General features: G+C 42.7%; 16 protein-coding genes. 10 read left to right on the forward strand and 6 right to left on the reverse strand.

What is annotated here, in order from left to right; translation table 11 throughout:
• Nucleotides 1–107: 107 nt before the first annotated feature.
• Nucleotides 108–407: a YfcZ/YiiS family protein gene (locus R7Z78_RS01675; RefSeq protein WP_005375307.1), complete on the forward strand. Its 300-nt coding sequence runs from the start codon at nt 108–110 to the stop codon at nt 405–407.
• 88 nt (nt 408–495) lie between these two features.
• On the opposite strand, the gene R7Z78_RS01680 is transcribed toward R7Z78_RS01675, so the two are convergent.
• Nucleotides 496–768, reverse strand: a complete 273-nt coding sequence (locus R7Z78_RS01680) for a YnjH family protein (RefSeq protein ID WP_104976467.1) — start codon at nt 766–768, stop codon at nt 496–498.
• Nucleotides 769–1,087: 319 nt separating this feature from the next.
• Between R7Z78_RS01680 and R7Z78_RS01685 the strand changes: the two genes are divergently transcribed.
• Complete coding sequence (locus tag R7Z78_RS01685; protein ID WP_017821237.1) at nt 1,088–1,687, forward strand: hypothetical protein; 600 nt, start codon at nt 1,088–1,090, stop codon at nt 1,685–1,687.
• Nucleotides 1,688–1,761: 74 nt separating this feature from the next.
• On the opposite strand, the gene R7Z78_RS01690 is transcribed toward R7Z78_RS01685, so the two are convergent.
• The gene (locus R7Z78_RS01690) at nt 1,762–2,871 is read right to left on the reverse strand and encodes a 1-acyl-sn-glycerol-3-phosphate acyltransferase (RefSeq protein ID WP_005385027.1); all 1,110 of its coding nucleotides are present in this window, start codon (nt 2,869–2,871) and stop codon (nt 1,762–1,764) included.
• A 191-nt stretch (nt 2,872–3,062) separates the two neighbouring features.
• Here R7Z78_RS01690 and R7Z78_RS01695 point away from each other — a divergent pair, with 191 nt between their 5' ends.
• A complete protein-coding gene (locus R7Z78_RS01695; RefSeq protein WP_005375302.1) occupies nt 3,063–3,671 on the forward strand; it encodes a hypothetical protein in 609 nt (202 codons plus the stop codon).
• Nucleotides 3,672–3,789: 118 nt separating this feature from the next.
• Here the strand turns inward: R7Z78_RS01695 and R7Z78_RS01700 are convergent, their stop codons facing one another.
• Both R7Z78_RS01700 and R7Z78_RS01705 read right to left on the reverse strand, forming a co-directional pair.
• Nucleotides 3,790–4,272, reverse strand: a complete 483-nt coding sequence (locus tag R7Z78_RS01700; RefSeq protein WP_104976466.1) for a hypothetical protein — start codon at nt 4,270–4,272, stop codon at nt 3,790–3,792.
• Nucleotides 4,273–4,286: 14 nt separating this feature from the next.
• Nucleotides 4,287–4,820, reverse strand: coding sequence for a nicotinate-nicotinamide nucleotide adenylyltransferase (locus tag R7Z78_RS01705; RefSeq protein ID WP_005375300.1), 534 nt, complete (start codon nt 4,818–4,820; stop codon nt 4,287–4,289).
• Between the two features lie 178 nt (nt 4,821–4,998).
• On the opposite strand from R7Z78_RS01705, the gene nadE reads away from it, so the two are divergent.
• Nucleotides 4,999–5,829: an ammonia-dependent NAD(+) synthetase gene (gene nadE / locus R7Z78_RS01710; RefSeq protein ID WP_005385021.1), complete on the forward strand. Its 831-nt coding sequence runs from the start codon at nt 4,999–5,001 to the stop codon at nt 5,827–5,829.
• Between the two features lie 101 nt (nt 5,830–5,930).
• Here the strand turns inward: nadE and R7Z78_RS01715 are convergent, their stop codons facing one another.
• On the reverse strand, nt 5,931–7,748 hold the full coding sequence (locus R7Z78_RS01715; protein WP_104976465.1) for a hybrid-cluster NAD(P)-dependent oxidoreductase: 1,818 nt from the start codon (nt 7,746–7,748) through the stop codon (nt 5,931–5,933).
• A 267-nt stretch (nt 7,749–8,015) separates the two neighbouring features.
• Between R7Z78_RS01715 and R7Z78_RS01720 the strand changes: the two genes are divergently transcribed.
• Nucleotides 8,016–8,180, forward strand: a complete 165-nt coding sequence (locus R7Z78_RS01720; protein WP_005375297.1) for a YqaE/Pmp3 family membrane protein — start codon at nt 8,016–8,018, stop codon at nt 8,178–8,180.
• A 155-nt stretch (nt 8,181–8,335) separates the two neighbouring features.
• On the forward strand, nt 8,336–9,364 hold the full coding sequence (pyrC, locus tag R7Z78_RS01725) for a dihydroorotase (protein ID WP_104976464.1): 1,029 nt from the start codon (nt 8,336–8,338) through the stop codon (nt 9,362–9,364).
• Nucleotides 9,365–9,459: 95 nt separating this feature from the next.
• On the opposite strand, the gene R7Z78_RS01730 is transcribed toward pyrC, so the two are convergent.
• Complete coding sequence (locus tag R7Z78_RS01730) at nt 9,460–10,365, reverse strand: DUF808 domain-containing protein (RefSeq protein ID WP_104976463.1); 906 nt, start codon at nt 10,363–10,365, stop codon at nt 9,460–9,462.
• A gap of 172 nt (nt 10,366–10,537) precedes the next feature.
• Between R7Z78_RS01730 and R7Z78_RS01735 the strand changes: the two genes are divergently transcribed.
• The 4 genes from R7Z78_RS01735 (at nt 10,538) to R7Z78_RS01750 (ending at nt 15,136) form a co-directional block, all read left to right on the forward strand.
• On the forward strand, nt 10,538–11,458 hold the full coding sequence (locus R7Z78_RS01735) for a M14 family metallocarboxypeptidase (RefSeq protein WP_104976462.1): 921 nt from the start codon (nt 10,538–10,540) through the stop codon (nt 11,456–11,458).
• Nucleotides 11,459–12,219: 761 nt separating this feature from the next.
• On the forward strand, nt 12,220–13,164 hold the full coding sequence (locus R7Z78_RS01740) for an ABC transporter permease (RefSeq protein WP_033906772.1): 945 nt from the start codon (nt 12,220–12,222) through the stop codon (nt 13,162–13,164).
• A complete protein-coding gene (locus tag R7Z78_RS01745; RefSeq protein ID WP_104976461.1) occupies nt 13,161–14,114 on the forward strand; it encodes an iron chelate uptake ABC transporter family permease subunit in 954 nt (317 codons plus the stop codon). The genes R7Z78_RS01740 and R7Z78_RS01745 overlap by 4 nt, the downstream gene beginning before the upstream one ends.
• A 53-nt stretch (nt 14,115–14,167) precedes the next feature.
• Nucleotides 14,168–15,136, forward strand: coding sequence for a siderophore ABC transporter substrate-binding protein (locus R7Z78_RS01750; protein WP_104976460.1), 969 nt, complete (start codon nt 14,168–14,170; stop codon nt 15,134–15,136).
• Nucleotides 15,137–15,224: the final 88 nt, after the last annotated feature.

Genomic DNA, 15,224 nt, shown 5'->3' on the forward strand with positions numbered 1-15,224 from the left:
CTTAACAAGTGCCTATTCTGTTCCTTTTTTACGCAAAAGTCGTCATTTTTGTAGATACAGATCAAATACCTGATAGAATACCCTTAGTATTTACAAGAGGATTCGTTATGAGTGTCGAATTAGAAAAAAACCAAGTATGTGAGGCCTGCGGCTGTGCTGGCGAGATAGGCTTTATCATCAAAGAAGGTGACGAAGTTGCCGACGTAACGGTTTTCGCACAGACAAAAACAGAGCTAGAGTCTGAACTACAAAAATACATCGAGCTCGCTAAATCAGTATGTGCTGATGTTGAATACAATGTTTCAGAAATAACCGAAGAATCGAACCAAGCGACGGCTCGATTCAAATTTGAAGTAAGTGCTGAAAAACTTATCTTTGAATTAAAAACTCGCTCACTCGCGCGTTAATGAAAAAAGCGAGCATGATGCTCGCTTTTTATTTTTCCAATCTCTTAATCTTAAACCGCTCTAAATGAAACAGACAACTTCGGCGCGTTTATTTATCTTTTTTGAACACGACCCACTTTAACGAGCCATTGGTTTCAAAATCGTTCTCAGCGGTACACATCAGTAATACGCCTTCAACATTAATCACGGCCCCTGTGGTGTAGGCTTTATCATCGTAGTAACAGATACGCTGACCTACCTTACCGTCAACAACTATTAGCGCTTTGTTTTCTGGTGTACTGTATGATTTAGCAAAAACGGAACCCGACAGCAGTACTGCAAAAACACCAGCGGTAAAAATAGATACACTTTTTAACTTCATGAAAATCTCCCTCAAACCTCAATAATACTAACAAGGACCCTTGTGAAGTTCTTGGAAGAATCTCATATTATTCAAATATCTACTGATATTTTTCTCACCTCTACACTTGGGTCTGCTTCACATTCAATCATTTAATTTATCTCATTTTAGTAAGCTTGAAGTTACTTAGCTCAGTAAAGAAGCGCACACTTTTAACGTGTATCTCTAATTTGAATATTTAAGTTATGAATCAAAAACTGTGAGCAAAAAATGCATAATAGGTTTATTTAAGTATAAGATAAGCACCTGTTGATCTCGGTATTTAACTAACTCTTTGACTATGCGTTTTGTTTCCCTATGCCTTACTTCAATCCTACTCTGCTCGTCTCCTTTGGCATATGAGCTAGATTACTATTCTAAGTTTGGTCACATCGATAATTACGGCAATCTTGATCTTAGAAACAAGCCTTACACCCAACTACCCTCTGGCCTAGTGGTAAAGGGCAACTTAAACATCTCACAAACCCCTATCAAAACCTTGCCTAAAGGGCTTGATGTTGAAGGCAGTCTGGAAGCAACTAACAGCGCACTCAAAGTTATTCGCTCAGGAACAAAGATAAAAGGCTATGCAAACCTACTAGGTAGTAAGATCGAAAACTGGCCTAAAGGCATCAAACTAGGCGGTTACCTAAATCTGACAGATACACCGTTAAAAGCGCTTCCAGCTAAACTTCGAGTAAAAGGTGATCTAAGTGTTATTCGCACCCCCATTTCTGAACTTCCTGAAGGATTGGTGGTTGATGGTAATCTTTATATTGGAGGATCAGCGCTGAAAGTATTTCCAGACACAATGACGGTGAAAGGGAATATCTATTTAGGTGGTAACAGGATCACCAAATGGCCTAGCAATTTAACCCTTGGTGGCGCCGTCGCACCTTAAAGAGCAGATAAACAAAAGCCCCGGCAGACCGAGGCTTTAAGGCATTCTGAATCAACAGCGTTCAGTGACGAAAGTTACTCTTGGTTATTCACAGGATTGGCATAGCTCGCCACCAAATAAGGTCTTGCGCCTTCAGGTAGCTGATCCAACTTATCCGCGAGATGACGCTTAACTGCTTCCGTAATGATGCTCGAATCTTCATGCCCAGCAGCTAACAAGTTGATTGGGTACAACTTGTAGTTGTTGTGAATTTGGCGGTCGATTTCACCAGCAAGAGATTCCGGCGTTTCAAACTCTTGCTCAATCACATCACCAAACGCAACATGTACACGGCCTTTATAGCCAACGATACCTTGAATGATGCTTTCGATATCTTCAAATTCGCCTTTTTCATAGCGGCCATTTTCTGCTTTTTCGTACAGCTCTTTTGCTTTGGCAATGTCACATGGATCATTTTCATAGGCAATCGAGACAGGAACGATTTTCAGAGAACGCGTGTACTCACCAAAGCTGATCTTTTGTTTACGACCTTCAACATGGAACATTTTTAAAATCGCAGGATCAGTAAAGTCGTTTCCATCTTTAGCACGGCCTTCCTTTTGGGCAATCCAAATTGAATTGCCAGTATCAAGCGAATGTTTGATATAGCTTGAAAGTTGTCCCAATGCTTTCATCATTTCTCTAGGCGCTTTAGCAGAGCGCTTAACGATGAAGCTCTTATTGAGTCGCATCAATTCTGTCGCACATGGCTTCTTCAGCAGGTTATCGCCAATCGCTATACGAACTGTACGGTGCCCACTTTGGTACAAGCCATAGTTTACGAGCGCAGGGTCCATCGCAATATCACGGTGGTTAGAAACGAATAGGTATGACGTGTTTTTATCCAGCTTATCCAAACCAGAAAAAGTGACGCCATCCGTTGTCTTATTCAATGTATCTTTCAGATACTTCTTCACTTCAATCTGAATTGCTTCGACAGAATCAAGCTTGCTCCACTTAGCTTTCAGGTAGATGCGCAGGATCGGGCTCATTAGCGTTTTGAACCATGCTGCTTTATTAGCAAAGCGATGTTCTAGGATAGCAGTGATAAATTCATCATCTTGAATTAGACGATCCAGCGCTGCTGGAATTTCTTCGTCGTTGTAAGGACGAATTTCAATATAAGGATCGGTATTGGCTGTCATTGTTCATTACATATCAAAAAAAGCTGGCACATTTTACGCATAGTTTTGCTGACAAGCAGCATTTCAACCCATACTTTTAACATGGTCATACCAGTTAAGCCACCATTTATCATGCTAAAAAATTCTCTCAGCAGGTTGGAATCGTATGGGTTTAACGTTACCCTTAGCGCCAAAAAACACTGGTACTCATAATGAACTACGCAATTGAATTTCACGACGCTAAATACCCCTTTCTTGATGTAGCTGCGCGTAAAAAAGCACTGAAGCACAGTCTACTATCTGTCATCGAAGGGTTAGCCGTCATTAAATTGGGTAAGCAGGAGTATGCCATTGAACCAGGCCAATATTTTTGGATTCCTCAAGGATGTTTGAGCTCCCTCACCTTTTTACCTAATTCTCGTGTATATCGTTGTGATTTTTCTGTGCGTTTAAATGACGACTTCTCACAACAGGCGGGCTTTGTGAAGCCTTCACCGCTACTAAAAGCGCTCGTCGAGAAGCTAGCAACCACTGCCGAACGCTCGGATCTGCAAACCGATCTACTGACAGTAGTAAGACATGAAGTATTGACGCTGTCTCCTAAACTAGCGCACTCAACGTTAACGAGAACCATCAATCAATGGACTCCTGGCTGTGACATGAATATTTCTAAAGAGCTTTGCTTGGTACTAACACTACGTGAAGCAAGAAAAATGAAACTGTCTGGGAAGAAGGAAGAGCAAATTGTTGACTCTCTTTTTGCTGGTAACACCGAAGAATATGAACAGCTTTGCTTTTTAGTCTTTGGAGAAGCGCTATAACTGCTCTTCAACAAGCTACGTGTTCAGCATTACGTAGAATTACGGACACAGAAAGTAGATTAAAACAAAAAGGGCGTACATTGATAATGTACGCCCTTTTTTCATTTGCTTGAGATGCCTAGAAAGGTACTTCTATCTGCATCATCCAGTCAGCGTCATAATATTCGTGCCAACGATAATCAAACCGCATTCTTGGCTGTCCGTCGGATTTATCACCAAAACCAACGCTGAACATCAACCCGTGACTACGAAGCCACTCTTCTGTATCCATTTTACTCTCTTCGTCTCGAAGCTCTTCCGGCATCCAAAAACCAAGACCAAAGTAATTCTTTTCTAAGTTTTGAGTTAGAAGTGGGGTGTCTTCCGGCTTAATCGCCCACTCCTCCCAATAGTTTTCTGTTGGTCCTTCAAGCTTCGCTTCCGCTGCATACCAAATCAATGCTTCAGTACTTAACACGCCGATGGAATCTAAAATTTCTTCACAGATTGGAAGCGTGTTATCTTCAAACACCACGGAACGATCAGAAAAATAGTTACACGCGGAATGAGCTTGTGTCACCACAAGCAGCGCACATGCACTAAATAAAACTGCTCTGACCATGAAAATCTGACCTCTCAGTTCCCAGACAATGTTTCTCTGTATAAGCCTTTACTAAGTAATAAATCACGTACGGAAGGTGTTGTATAGGCGCCGATCTCTTCACCCTCGGCCAATGCTTTGCGAATATCTGTGCTTCTGACTTTTACTTTTTCAGGACATGCCATAACAGTCCAACGTTCCGTAATCTCTTCAGCTCTACTAAATTTAGCAAATTTGAAGAAATTATCAGGACCAATGACAAAAGTTATATCGGCAGTTGGGTAAATTTCTTGAATTTTTTCTAACAACGCATAGGTCGTCACACTTTGTCCAGGTTGGTATAAAGCTTGCTCTGCATCAGAACGCTGAACATTAGAAAGCCCCATATCCTTGATGAACGCGTCAACCATTTTGCACCGAGTTGGGTAATCAAGCATGTTCTTGCCCCAAGCGTGTGCAATGCTTGGCTCAAGTAGCACAAGATCAAAGTGGCTCAAAGACTCAATAACACTTTTATGCCCTAAACTAGGTGGGTTAAATGCACTACCAAAAATGGCGATTTTTTTCATATCCGGTGATTACCTGGTTGAAGAGAGTTTTCTAATCTGATGATTTCGGTATGATACTACTAATCTTTACAGCTTTTGACCCTAAAGTCGCGTTTAATGAGCCTCAACTGTATGGTTTATGACCATTTGAGCAAATGCGCTTTAGAGTCTGAAATATTTGCAGGAAAAGGAACCCTAAATGGAACAATCCATCCGTGACGAAATGCGCGTACTCCCTTCAATTGATCCGCATTTTGAAATTGAACGCCGTGTCGCTTTTATTAAGCGTAAATTGCAAGAAGCGGGCTGTAAGTCTCTTGTTCTTGGCATCAGCGGTGGCGTTGACTCAACGACATGTGGTCGTTTAGCTCAGTTGGCTGTAGACCAACTAAACGAAGAAGCGGGCAACAATAGCTACCAATTTATCGCAGTTCGCCTGCCTTACGGGGAGCAAAAAGATGAAGATGAGGCTCAGCTCGCTCTGTCTTTTATCCAGCCAACCCATTCTGTATCGGTGAACATCAAAGCAGGTGTTGACGGGCTTCATTCGGCTTCTCACGTTGCATTAGAAGGCACAGACCTTCTACCAACTGATGCAGCAAAAGTCGACTTCGTAAAAGGCAATGTAAAAGCGCGTGCTCGCATGGTTGCTCAATACGAGATCGCGGGCTACGTAGGCGGCCTTGTTCTTGGTACTGATCACTCAGCAGAAAACATCACTGGTTTCTACACTAAATTTGGTGATGGCGCTTGTGACATGGCACCATTGTTCGGATTAAGTAAGCGCCAAGTTCGTGAAGTGGCTGCTACATTGGGTGCACCTGAGCAACTAGTGAAGAAAGTGCCAACGGCAGACTTAGAAGAGCTTGCTCCACAGAAAGCAGACGAAGATGCCCTACGCCTAACTTACGAGCAAATCGACGACTTCTTAGAGGGCAAACCTGTTCCACAGCAAGTGAGTGACCGTCTGGTAGCGATTTACAAAGCAACGCAGCACAAACGCCAGCCAATCCCGACGATTTACGACTAAGCGATATTTTCAGCTCTCTTTAAAACTCAAAACGCTGCTAAAAATAGCAGCGTTTTTTTTGTCTAGGAACAGTTTTTGTCGAAGGACAAAATTGCTCTCGCCTAGTTGGTTACTGTTACGTCCGTCTCTGGCACAGCACAACACGCCAACACGGTTCCCATTGCACGTTCCTCATCAGTCAGCGCGGGCACGTCCGGATGATGAACTTGCCCCGACGTAAGCTGAACTTTACACGCGCCGCATAAGCCAGCACGACAGCTATTGCTGATGGCCTTCCCAGCATCTTCGAGCTGATCTAACAACGTTTTTTGGTTGTTGCCTACGACTTTAGCTCCATTAAAGTCAATAGCGAGACTTTTCTCTGGCTTTGACGTAAGAGAAGAAACTCCAAACGCTTCTTGATGGTAGTTTTCCTCTGGCAGCCCTTTTCTTAGTAGAAGACTTTTTGCTTTATCCATAAAGCCATCCGGGCCACACACAAACACCTGCCGCTGTTCAACATCTTTGATTTGCTTAATGTGTGACAAACTTAAACGCCCTTTCAAACCAAACCAATCAACAGCAGGTTGCGTTAAACAGATTTTTACTTCTAGCCCTGGGTGCTCACGCTTTAACTGCTCCAACTCTGAGCGACAAGGAATATCATTCTCGGTGCGACATTGATGGTAGAAAACCACATTATCCAACTGATTGTGATCCGCTAAGTAACGCACCATTGATAACATTGGTGTTACTCCGCTACCCGCAGAGAGTAACAGCAGAGGCTGCGCTTCATGCGTTTTAAGGTGGAACTGACCGTCAGGTTGTTCTGCCTCTAAAACATCACCGACTTGTAAGTTGTCTAAGAGTGAGTTAGAGACTCTTCCACCCGCGATACGCTTTACAGAAATAGCATAACGACCCGGGCGAGAAGGACTGGATGATAAGGTATAGCGTCGACCCACTTTCTTACCATCAATATTCACCTCTATTGGCAGGTGTTGTCCTGGCAAGTAATTAGGCAACGAACCTTTGTTTGGCTCTAACCATAAGGTCACAAAGTCTTGGGCAATTTCTTCACGCTCAACACATGTAAGCTTCATGCGCACTGGCGAGTTATCTGCGTAAAACTCCGGCTCTTTGTACTCCAATACTTCAACTTTATCGCCTTGACGAATAATGCCTTCATTTCGCGCGACAAGATTCTGGCCAAAGAACACACCACCGACATCGTTTGCACGGAACTGTTGCAAGGTTTTGAGCGGCTCTTTGCTCTCACGGAATGTGCCTCTTTGGGTATTCACCGTAGTCAGGATACAGCGCTCGCAAGGTTTGAGAGACTCAAACTCTACCTCACCGATTCGTATGCGCTTCCATGAATCTTCTTCAAATGGCTTAGTATCAGAGACAACTAAGTTAGTACGAAACTGATCCATTGAGTGTAGCTCTGAACTTCTTCGGTTCAGCTCATCAAGTGAAGCTTGGCTGATCACTAAAACCGGATAACCATCAGCAAAACTGACGTTTTGACCTAGCTTTTCACGGACACGATTCGATTGCTCACCACTAAACAACAACTCAACGCGTTGCCCCAACACACGACTAAACCAGTCATCTGCATCATCTGTCGTGGTATAGGCAGTAAATGTATCTTTCCAAACCGTTGCAGGTGTCTCCTGCATTTTGAAATCTTGGTAACGGATTTTAAGTGGCTCCATACCCAAACTACTAAACACCACTCCATCGGACAATAAGGCAGACTTAATGGTTACCATTTGCGGATACTTTCGCGCAGTGATCATCGAGCCATCAGCTTTCGCAATCATAAAGCGACGATCGAAGCTCAATCCTTGCTTCTCAACCCATACGGACGACAGCGATAATCCGCCAACTGACTTAACCGGAAAAACATTAATTTGGGATAAAACGGGTTGCGACATGGCCTTCTTCCTACGGGTGTTTTTAATTTGTTGCGGTATTGTATACTCAAATCACATTAAGTTGCAGAGTCTACTGCCTCTTCATCCATCGCAACTTTCTCGAAACCATATTCTTATAAATTTGGTTTTAGTGACAAGTATTTACTACACTCAATATTCGCGTTTTTTAACACCGTTCTGACCAAATACCGTTTGATAAAGTGTGATACGACACACATAATTCACCCAAGTTATCACTACTCCCATTTATCGATTTGGAGCTTAATTATGGATACAAGAAAACTGGTTCTGATTTTGTTATGTATCTTTCTTCCGCCTGTCGCGGTGTTTATGGAGAAAGGTCTAAATAAAGACTTTTTGATTAATCTAATATTGACGTGTTTCTTCTTTCTACCAGGTACGATCCATGCGCTTTGGTTAACAATGAAGTAACCACTTACACTCTCACTCTTTATAAAATTGAAAAATGGGATGAAATATGAGGACAATTCCTCTATCATCCTGTCGCCTAAGCGCAAGCGTTTGCTCAAAAGCAAATACGGCGCTTAGGCTCCAATCAGACAACTTTTCAATGGTGGGAGCAATTAATGACAACACTGACTATCACTCGTCCTGACGACTGGCACGTTCACTTACGCGATGGGGAAGTTCTTAAAGACACCGTTCGCGACATCAGCCGCTACAATGGCCGTGCGCTGATTATGCCAAATACCGTCCCACCTGTTACTACAACTGAGCTCGCCCTAGCCTACCGTGACCGAATTCTCAAAGAGCAACATGGCGAACAGTTTGAGCCTTTAATGGCGCTTTACCTTACAGATAACACGACACCAGACGAAATACGTAAGGCTAAAGCAACCGGACACATTGTTGCTGCCAAGCTCTATCCTGCTGGCGCCACAACAAACTCAGATTCCGGTGTGACCAATGCGAAAAACATTTATCACGTTTTAGAAGCAATGGAAGAAGTAGGAATGTTACTTTTGGTTCATGGGGAGGTAACACATCACGATGTTGATATATTCGACCGAGAAAAAGAATTCCTTGATACCGTCCTCGCTCCTATCGTCAATGATTTCCCTAATCTTAAAATCGTACTAGAACATATCACCACCGCCGACGCAGCAAACTTCGTTAGCAACGCCTCAGACAACGTAGCGGCTACCATCACTGCCCACCACCTTCTTTTCAACCGTAACCACATGCTTGTGGGTGGTATTAAACCTCATTTCTACTGTTTGCCAATTCTTAAGCGCGGAACCCACCAGCAAGCGCTGATCGAAGCAGCAACTAGTGGTAGCAAGAAGTTTTTCCTAGGTACAGACTCAGCGCCACATGCGAAAGGGGCAAAAGAATCGGCTTGCGGTTGTGCTGGTTCTTACACTGCACACGCTGCGCTAGAGCTTTATGCAGAAGTCTTCGAAAAAGAAGGCAAGTTGGAAAACTTGGAAGCTTTCGCAAGCTTCAACGGTCCTGATTTTTACGGCATTGCACGTAACACAGATACAGTAACGTTAGAAAAATCCGCTTGGGATGTGCCAGAAACGATGCCATTTGGCAATGATATCGTTGTGCCTATTCGAGCAAATGAACAGATCGAGTGGAAAGTGAAGTAAGTACTTTACTGACGTTTCACCCATAAAACAGGGTCATGCTTTTTGTAAAAAGAAGTCATGACCCTTGTTATTATCGTCTCATGTTTTAGATGTGATTATTGACCACGAAGCTTTTCAACCATCGTCCATACAGCAACCACAATCAAACCCGCTACAAAACCGATAATGCCGTTAAGCAAAATAGGCAGAATGGCTGTAGCAACCGAATGACCACTAAAGTTCATAATAATCGGTTCTACAAAGTGGTGAATGGCGGGCACGTTATGCACTACAATCCCGCCACCGACTAAAAACATCGCAGCAGTTCCCACAATCGTTAACAACTTCATCAGCTTTGGTGCAAAAGCGACCAAGGCCCCTCCGACTTTCGCTACCCAACCTTTACCGTTTGAGCGACTTTCAAGGTAAAGGCCTAAATCATCTAGCTTCACAATCCCAGCGACTAGTCCATAAACTCCAACCGTCATAATCACTGCAATTAAACTGACAACTAAAATTTGCGTAACAAGACTGGCTCCTGTCACGGTACCTAACGCAATCACGATGATCTCTGCTGAAAGGATAAAGTCTGTTCGAATCGCACCAGAAACTTTACGCTTTTCATACTCTTCTATCGACTCGCCAGTATTAACTAGCTCCTCTTTTTCTTCGTGCGGATGCGAGTGAGGAAACACTTTCTCAAGTACTTTCTCTGCCCCTTCAAAGCAGAGAAATAAGCCGCCAATTAGCAATAATGGCATGATAAGCCATGGAATAATCGCGCTAATAAGTAAAGCTGAAGGAACTAAAATCAATTTATTTTTGAATGAGCCTTTTGCAACCGCCCAAACCACTGGAATCTCTCGCTCAGATGCAACACCAGACACTTGTTGAGCGTTTAACGCTAGATCATCTCCCAACACACCTGCGGTTTTCTTTGCCGCCATTTTTGACATTAAGGCGACATCATCAAGCACCGTGGCAATATCGTCCAGCAGTGTGAGTAAACTTGCTCCAGCCATTTTTGGTCTCTTATATTAAATTGAGTAAGTAACAAAATGTAACACCAATGAATCACTCATCAAAGTGATGATTTTGCAAAGAATACCACCCCAAATGGTGTTTTATATTGCCGTAAAGATAAGACAGGTCTAGTCTTGTGATACCTTTCAGCAGTCAAAAGAAAAAGTATAGATGAAAAGTGGATACATTTACCCGATTGGTACTCCTGGCCAACCTTGGACCGAAGAAGAACGTAAAGCTTGGTTAGCAACGCAAGAAGTAAAACGTAGCTACCAAGATGAAGTCGTCAGTAAAATCGATGCCCTACGCGAGCGTTTTGATGTTGAACAATATGGTGCGCTCTCATACAACGAGGCACGCTTCCCTCTGTTTTGTATCAAAACACGCAATTGGGATTCAACTAAACCTGTTGTGTTGGTCACAGGCGGCGTGCACGGTTACGAAACCAGCGGTGTACATGGCGCATTAAAGTTTGTAGAAACAGAAGCAGAGCGCTATGCAGAGCATTTCAATATTGTCGTTGCACCCTGCGTAAGCCCTTGGGGTTACGAGGTGATCAACCGCTGGAATCCAAACGCGATTGATCCAAACCGCTCTTTCTATAAGGATAGCCCTGCCGAAGAGTCCGCTAACCTCATAAAGCTAGTTGCAACTTTAGGCGATGTGTTAATGCACATTGATCTACATGAAACGACAGATTCTGACGAAACTGAGTTCCGTCCAGCCTTAGCTGCTCGTGATGGTATTGAGTACATTGAAGGTATGATCCCAGATGGCTTTTACACGGTGGGAGATAGTGAAAACCCTCAGCCTGACTTCCAAAAAGCGGTCATTGAGTCAGTTGCAAAAGTGACTCACATTGCACCAGCAGATGAAAACGGCGAAATCATTGGTTCACCCGTCGTACAGTTTGGCGTTATCAACTACCCAATGGTAAAACTGGGCCTGTGTGGCGGCGTAACAAATTGCGTTTACGGCACGACAACGGAAGTGTACCCAGACAGCCCAACGGTGACCGACGAAGAATGCAACGATGCACAGGTTGCAGCCGTAGTTGGTGGTTTGAATTACGTACTAAGTAAGCTCGAATAACACAGGTTAACAATAAAGCAACTGACGATGTCTTTGAATTGTGAATCAGCTTTACTTTGCTCCAAAAGCAAGTTGAGACATTAATCCGCTAGTTTATTAGAAATTACCGCATTAACATCGCTAACACTGAAGATGCGAAGCATCACGACTTTATGACGCTATTTTAATGCGGTATCTAATAAATCCTAAAATACAAACGACATCTAGACATCATCGTCACTACTAACTCCTCTTCCTGAACAAACTATCGTCATACCATTTAAATCAAACCTCAACCAACGAGCTTCTGAAGCGAAAAACATCCTTAAACAATAAGAAAGCTTAATGCTCTTTGGCTTTATTTTTTAATCACTTACCCAAAAGCACATGCATTAACCATTGCCTTGTTTTTTATACGCGATTGATCCTTTTAGAGAAACATATATGAGCCTCATTGCTTAACCGAAAAAACAAAGATATAATGAAAATAATTATCATTTGTATTTTAATTTTAAATCGAGAACCTCTTTCTCTTTGCATTGAAAGCGGCACTTTTCTTTTGCTAGTTAATCCAGTTTTAAAGCCAAATCAGCACGTTGAATTTTTAGGTATGGCCTAGTGATACTTTGAGGGCTGGATTGTGACCTTAATGTTTATAAAAAATAACTTGGTTATGTTTTGTTGGAATTTAGAACCTATATGCGAATAGATATTCATTATTCGTATTCCATCCCCAAGTCATAAGTTAAGAGAAACTCATTTTATTTTGGGGCAGATTCTGTATGAGTATTCACGTAGTAAGCCTGTTTTTTATACTGTGCTTAACTTCAATTTTCGTCGGCGCAAACCAACTAGATTGGTCGTTATTGCTGACCATGGATGACAAAGCTTGGCTACCGATTACTGCTAGCAGATTACCAAGGCTAATCGCACTAATTCTTACCGGATCTGGTCTCGCAATATGTGGTGTTATTCTTCAACATATTGTTAGAAATCGTTTTGTTGAGCCGGGCACCACAGGCGGTATCGATGCGGCAAAGCTCGGTATTTTGGTATCTATCGTCATGCTTCCATCCTCAGACAAGCTTGAACGTATGCTCTTCGCCGTACTATTTTGCTTCGCCGCTGGCCTTATCTACATTGCCATCGTACGAAAAATTAAATTCAGTAACTCTGCGTTAATACCTGTGATTGGGCTTATGTTTGGTAGTGTACTAAGTGCTATAGCGGAGTTTTATGCTTATCAAAACAACATCTTACAGAGTATGTCCGGTTGGTTAATGGGAGATTTCTCCAAAGTGGTCCAAGAACACTATGAAATAATTTTCTTGATTTTACCCATCACCCTACTGACTTACTTATATGCACATAAGTTTACTGTGATGGGAATGGGCGAAGATGTTGCGTCCAACTTAGGAATTAATATTGCGTTCACTGCCGCCTTGGGTCTAATGCTAGTTTCCGTGACAGTTGCTATAACAGTGGTGACCGTAGGTGCCATTCATTTTATCGGTTTAGTCATACCTAACCTAGTCGCACTAAAATATGGCGATCACCTTAAAAACACCCTACCAATCGTTGCACTAGGCGGCGCTTCGTTACTTATTTTTTGCGATGTCATAGGCAGAGTTGTTGCCTTTCCTTTTGAAGTCCCAATTGGATTAACAGCCAGTGCTATCGGGGGAGTCATGTTTCTTGTGTTTCTTTTGAAAGGAGCACGAGTATGAGATCACATTACTCAAACATGCGAGTGAGCATTATACTCGTTTGCATGCTGTCTATCGCCTTTATCTTTACAAGCTCTGGGTGGGATTTTGATTACGTCATCCCTAAGAGGCTGATTAAACTTGGTGCCATAGTTATTGGGGGCAGCTGCGTGGCCATCTCTGCTGTTATTTTCCAAGCTTTAGCTGGTAATCGTATTCTTACGCCATCCATTATGGGATATGAGTCGGTTTATCTGGTTTGGCAAACCCTACTCTTATTACTAGGGGGCACTTCTGGCATTGCTACATTAGGTGTTGTCGGTAATTTCGCTGTCTCTGCAATACTCATTCTGTTGTATTCCTTAACGATTCAATCTTGGGTACTCAATAGATTTAAACATGACATGCACCAAGTTCTGCTGATTGGCTTTGTTTTGACAATGGTGCTGACAACTCTTGCTCAATTTATCCAGCTCAGAATAAGCCCTGGAGAATTCTCTATCCTTCAAGGGCTCAGCTATACCTCGTTTGAGCGAGCGAAACCTTCTACGTTACTTTTTTCCAGTATTGCGTTAAGCGTTTTGGCACTCTTTGCTAACAGATGGTCACGCGAGCTAGATGTGATAGGTCTAGGTCGAGACCAAGCGATGTCATTAGGACTAAATGATAAGCAATATGTACCAAAGTTCTTTGCTGTAATCGCCATTTTAGTAGCAATTTCGACGAGCTTGATTGGCCCAACGGCTTTTATGGGAATTTTTATTGCCAATATTGCTTATTCCGTTACTAGCGCACCGAACTACAGACACATATTGCTCGTTGCTTGTGCTATTGCAATTGTCATGTTCTTGTCTGGTCAACTTCTGGTAGAGCACTTATTTAACTTTAAAACCACCGTCTCTATTTTGGTGAATGTCCTTTGTGGGGGATATTTCCTAGCCATCACGATAAGAACAAGAAGCCACATATGAAAACTGTTACTCGCCTGTTTAAAGACAACTCACTGACAAAAAGGAAATACCCCATGTTTAAGAGCCCCCTACGTTTGAGTATCGCGCTTGCTTGCTGCGCTCTAGGAACCTTATCAGGTTGCGAGCCGGAAATAATTAAAATTGAAGATACTCAGCCATTAGAAAAGCTCATCGTGATTGAACACAATCTCGGAGCAACTACTATTTCTCATCGCCCTCAACGAGTGGCAGCATTAGATATGAACGAAGTGGACTTTTTAGATCAGCTAAATGTTCCAATCTCAGGAATGGTGAAAGACTTTGTTCCTCACTTTCTAGCGAAATACAAAGACACACCTGAGATAGCGGATCTTGGTGCGATAGTTCAGCCTAATATGGAAAGGATCTATGCCCTAAAACCAGATCTCGTATTGATGACTCCGCTACATGCTAATCAGTATGAAGAACTCTCTCAACTCGCTCCGACTTTACATTTTGACATCAACTACCGTAATAGTCGTGACCATCACGTCGATACCATTAAGAAACACCTTGTAGAGCTTGGTGAGATCTTTGAAAAGCAGGAGCTAGCCCAACAGAAAGTTGCCGAAATCGATGCAAAAGTCGCAGAAGTGCGCGCTGTTACGAAAGAGCGTTCTGAAAAAGCTTTGGTTGTCATGCATAACAATGGTGCTTTCAGCTCATTTGGCGTTGAGTCTCGTTATGGCTTCGTTTTCGATGTTCTGGGGGTAAAACCAGCGAGTGAAAAAGTGGAGACAGGTTTGCATGGTCAGCCAATTTCTAGCGAGTTCATTAGCCAAGCTGATCCAGACATTCTTTACATCATTGATCGAACAGCAGTAATGGAAGGAAAGCCTGTCATTGATGCGGAACACTTAGCAAACCCACTACTCCGTCAAACCAAAGCATGGAAAAACGACAACGTCGTTTTTGTTGATGCCGATGCTTGGTACATCACTTCAGCAAGCATCACATCTCTGAAAATCATAATTGAAGACATCCTAAAAGGTTACCAAAGCTAAATCTAATAACAATGAGTTGGATCTTAAGTAATTCAACACTCAATCGACGTCAGAACGGATGTGAGCTAGCCCAAACAAAGAAAAGGAA

The organism is Vibrio sp. 1167 (genome assembly GCF_033340375.1).
GTDB classification, from domain to species: Bacteria; Pseudomonadota; Gammaproteobacteria; order Enterobacterales; family Vibrionaceae; genus Vibrio; species Vibrio alginolyticus.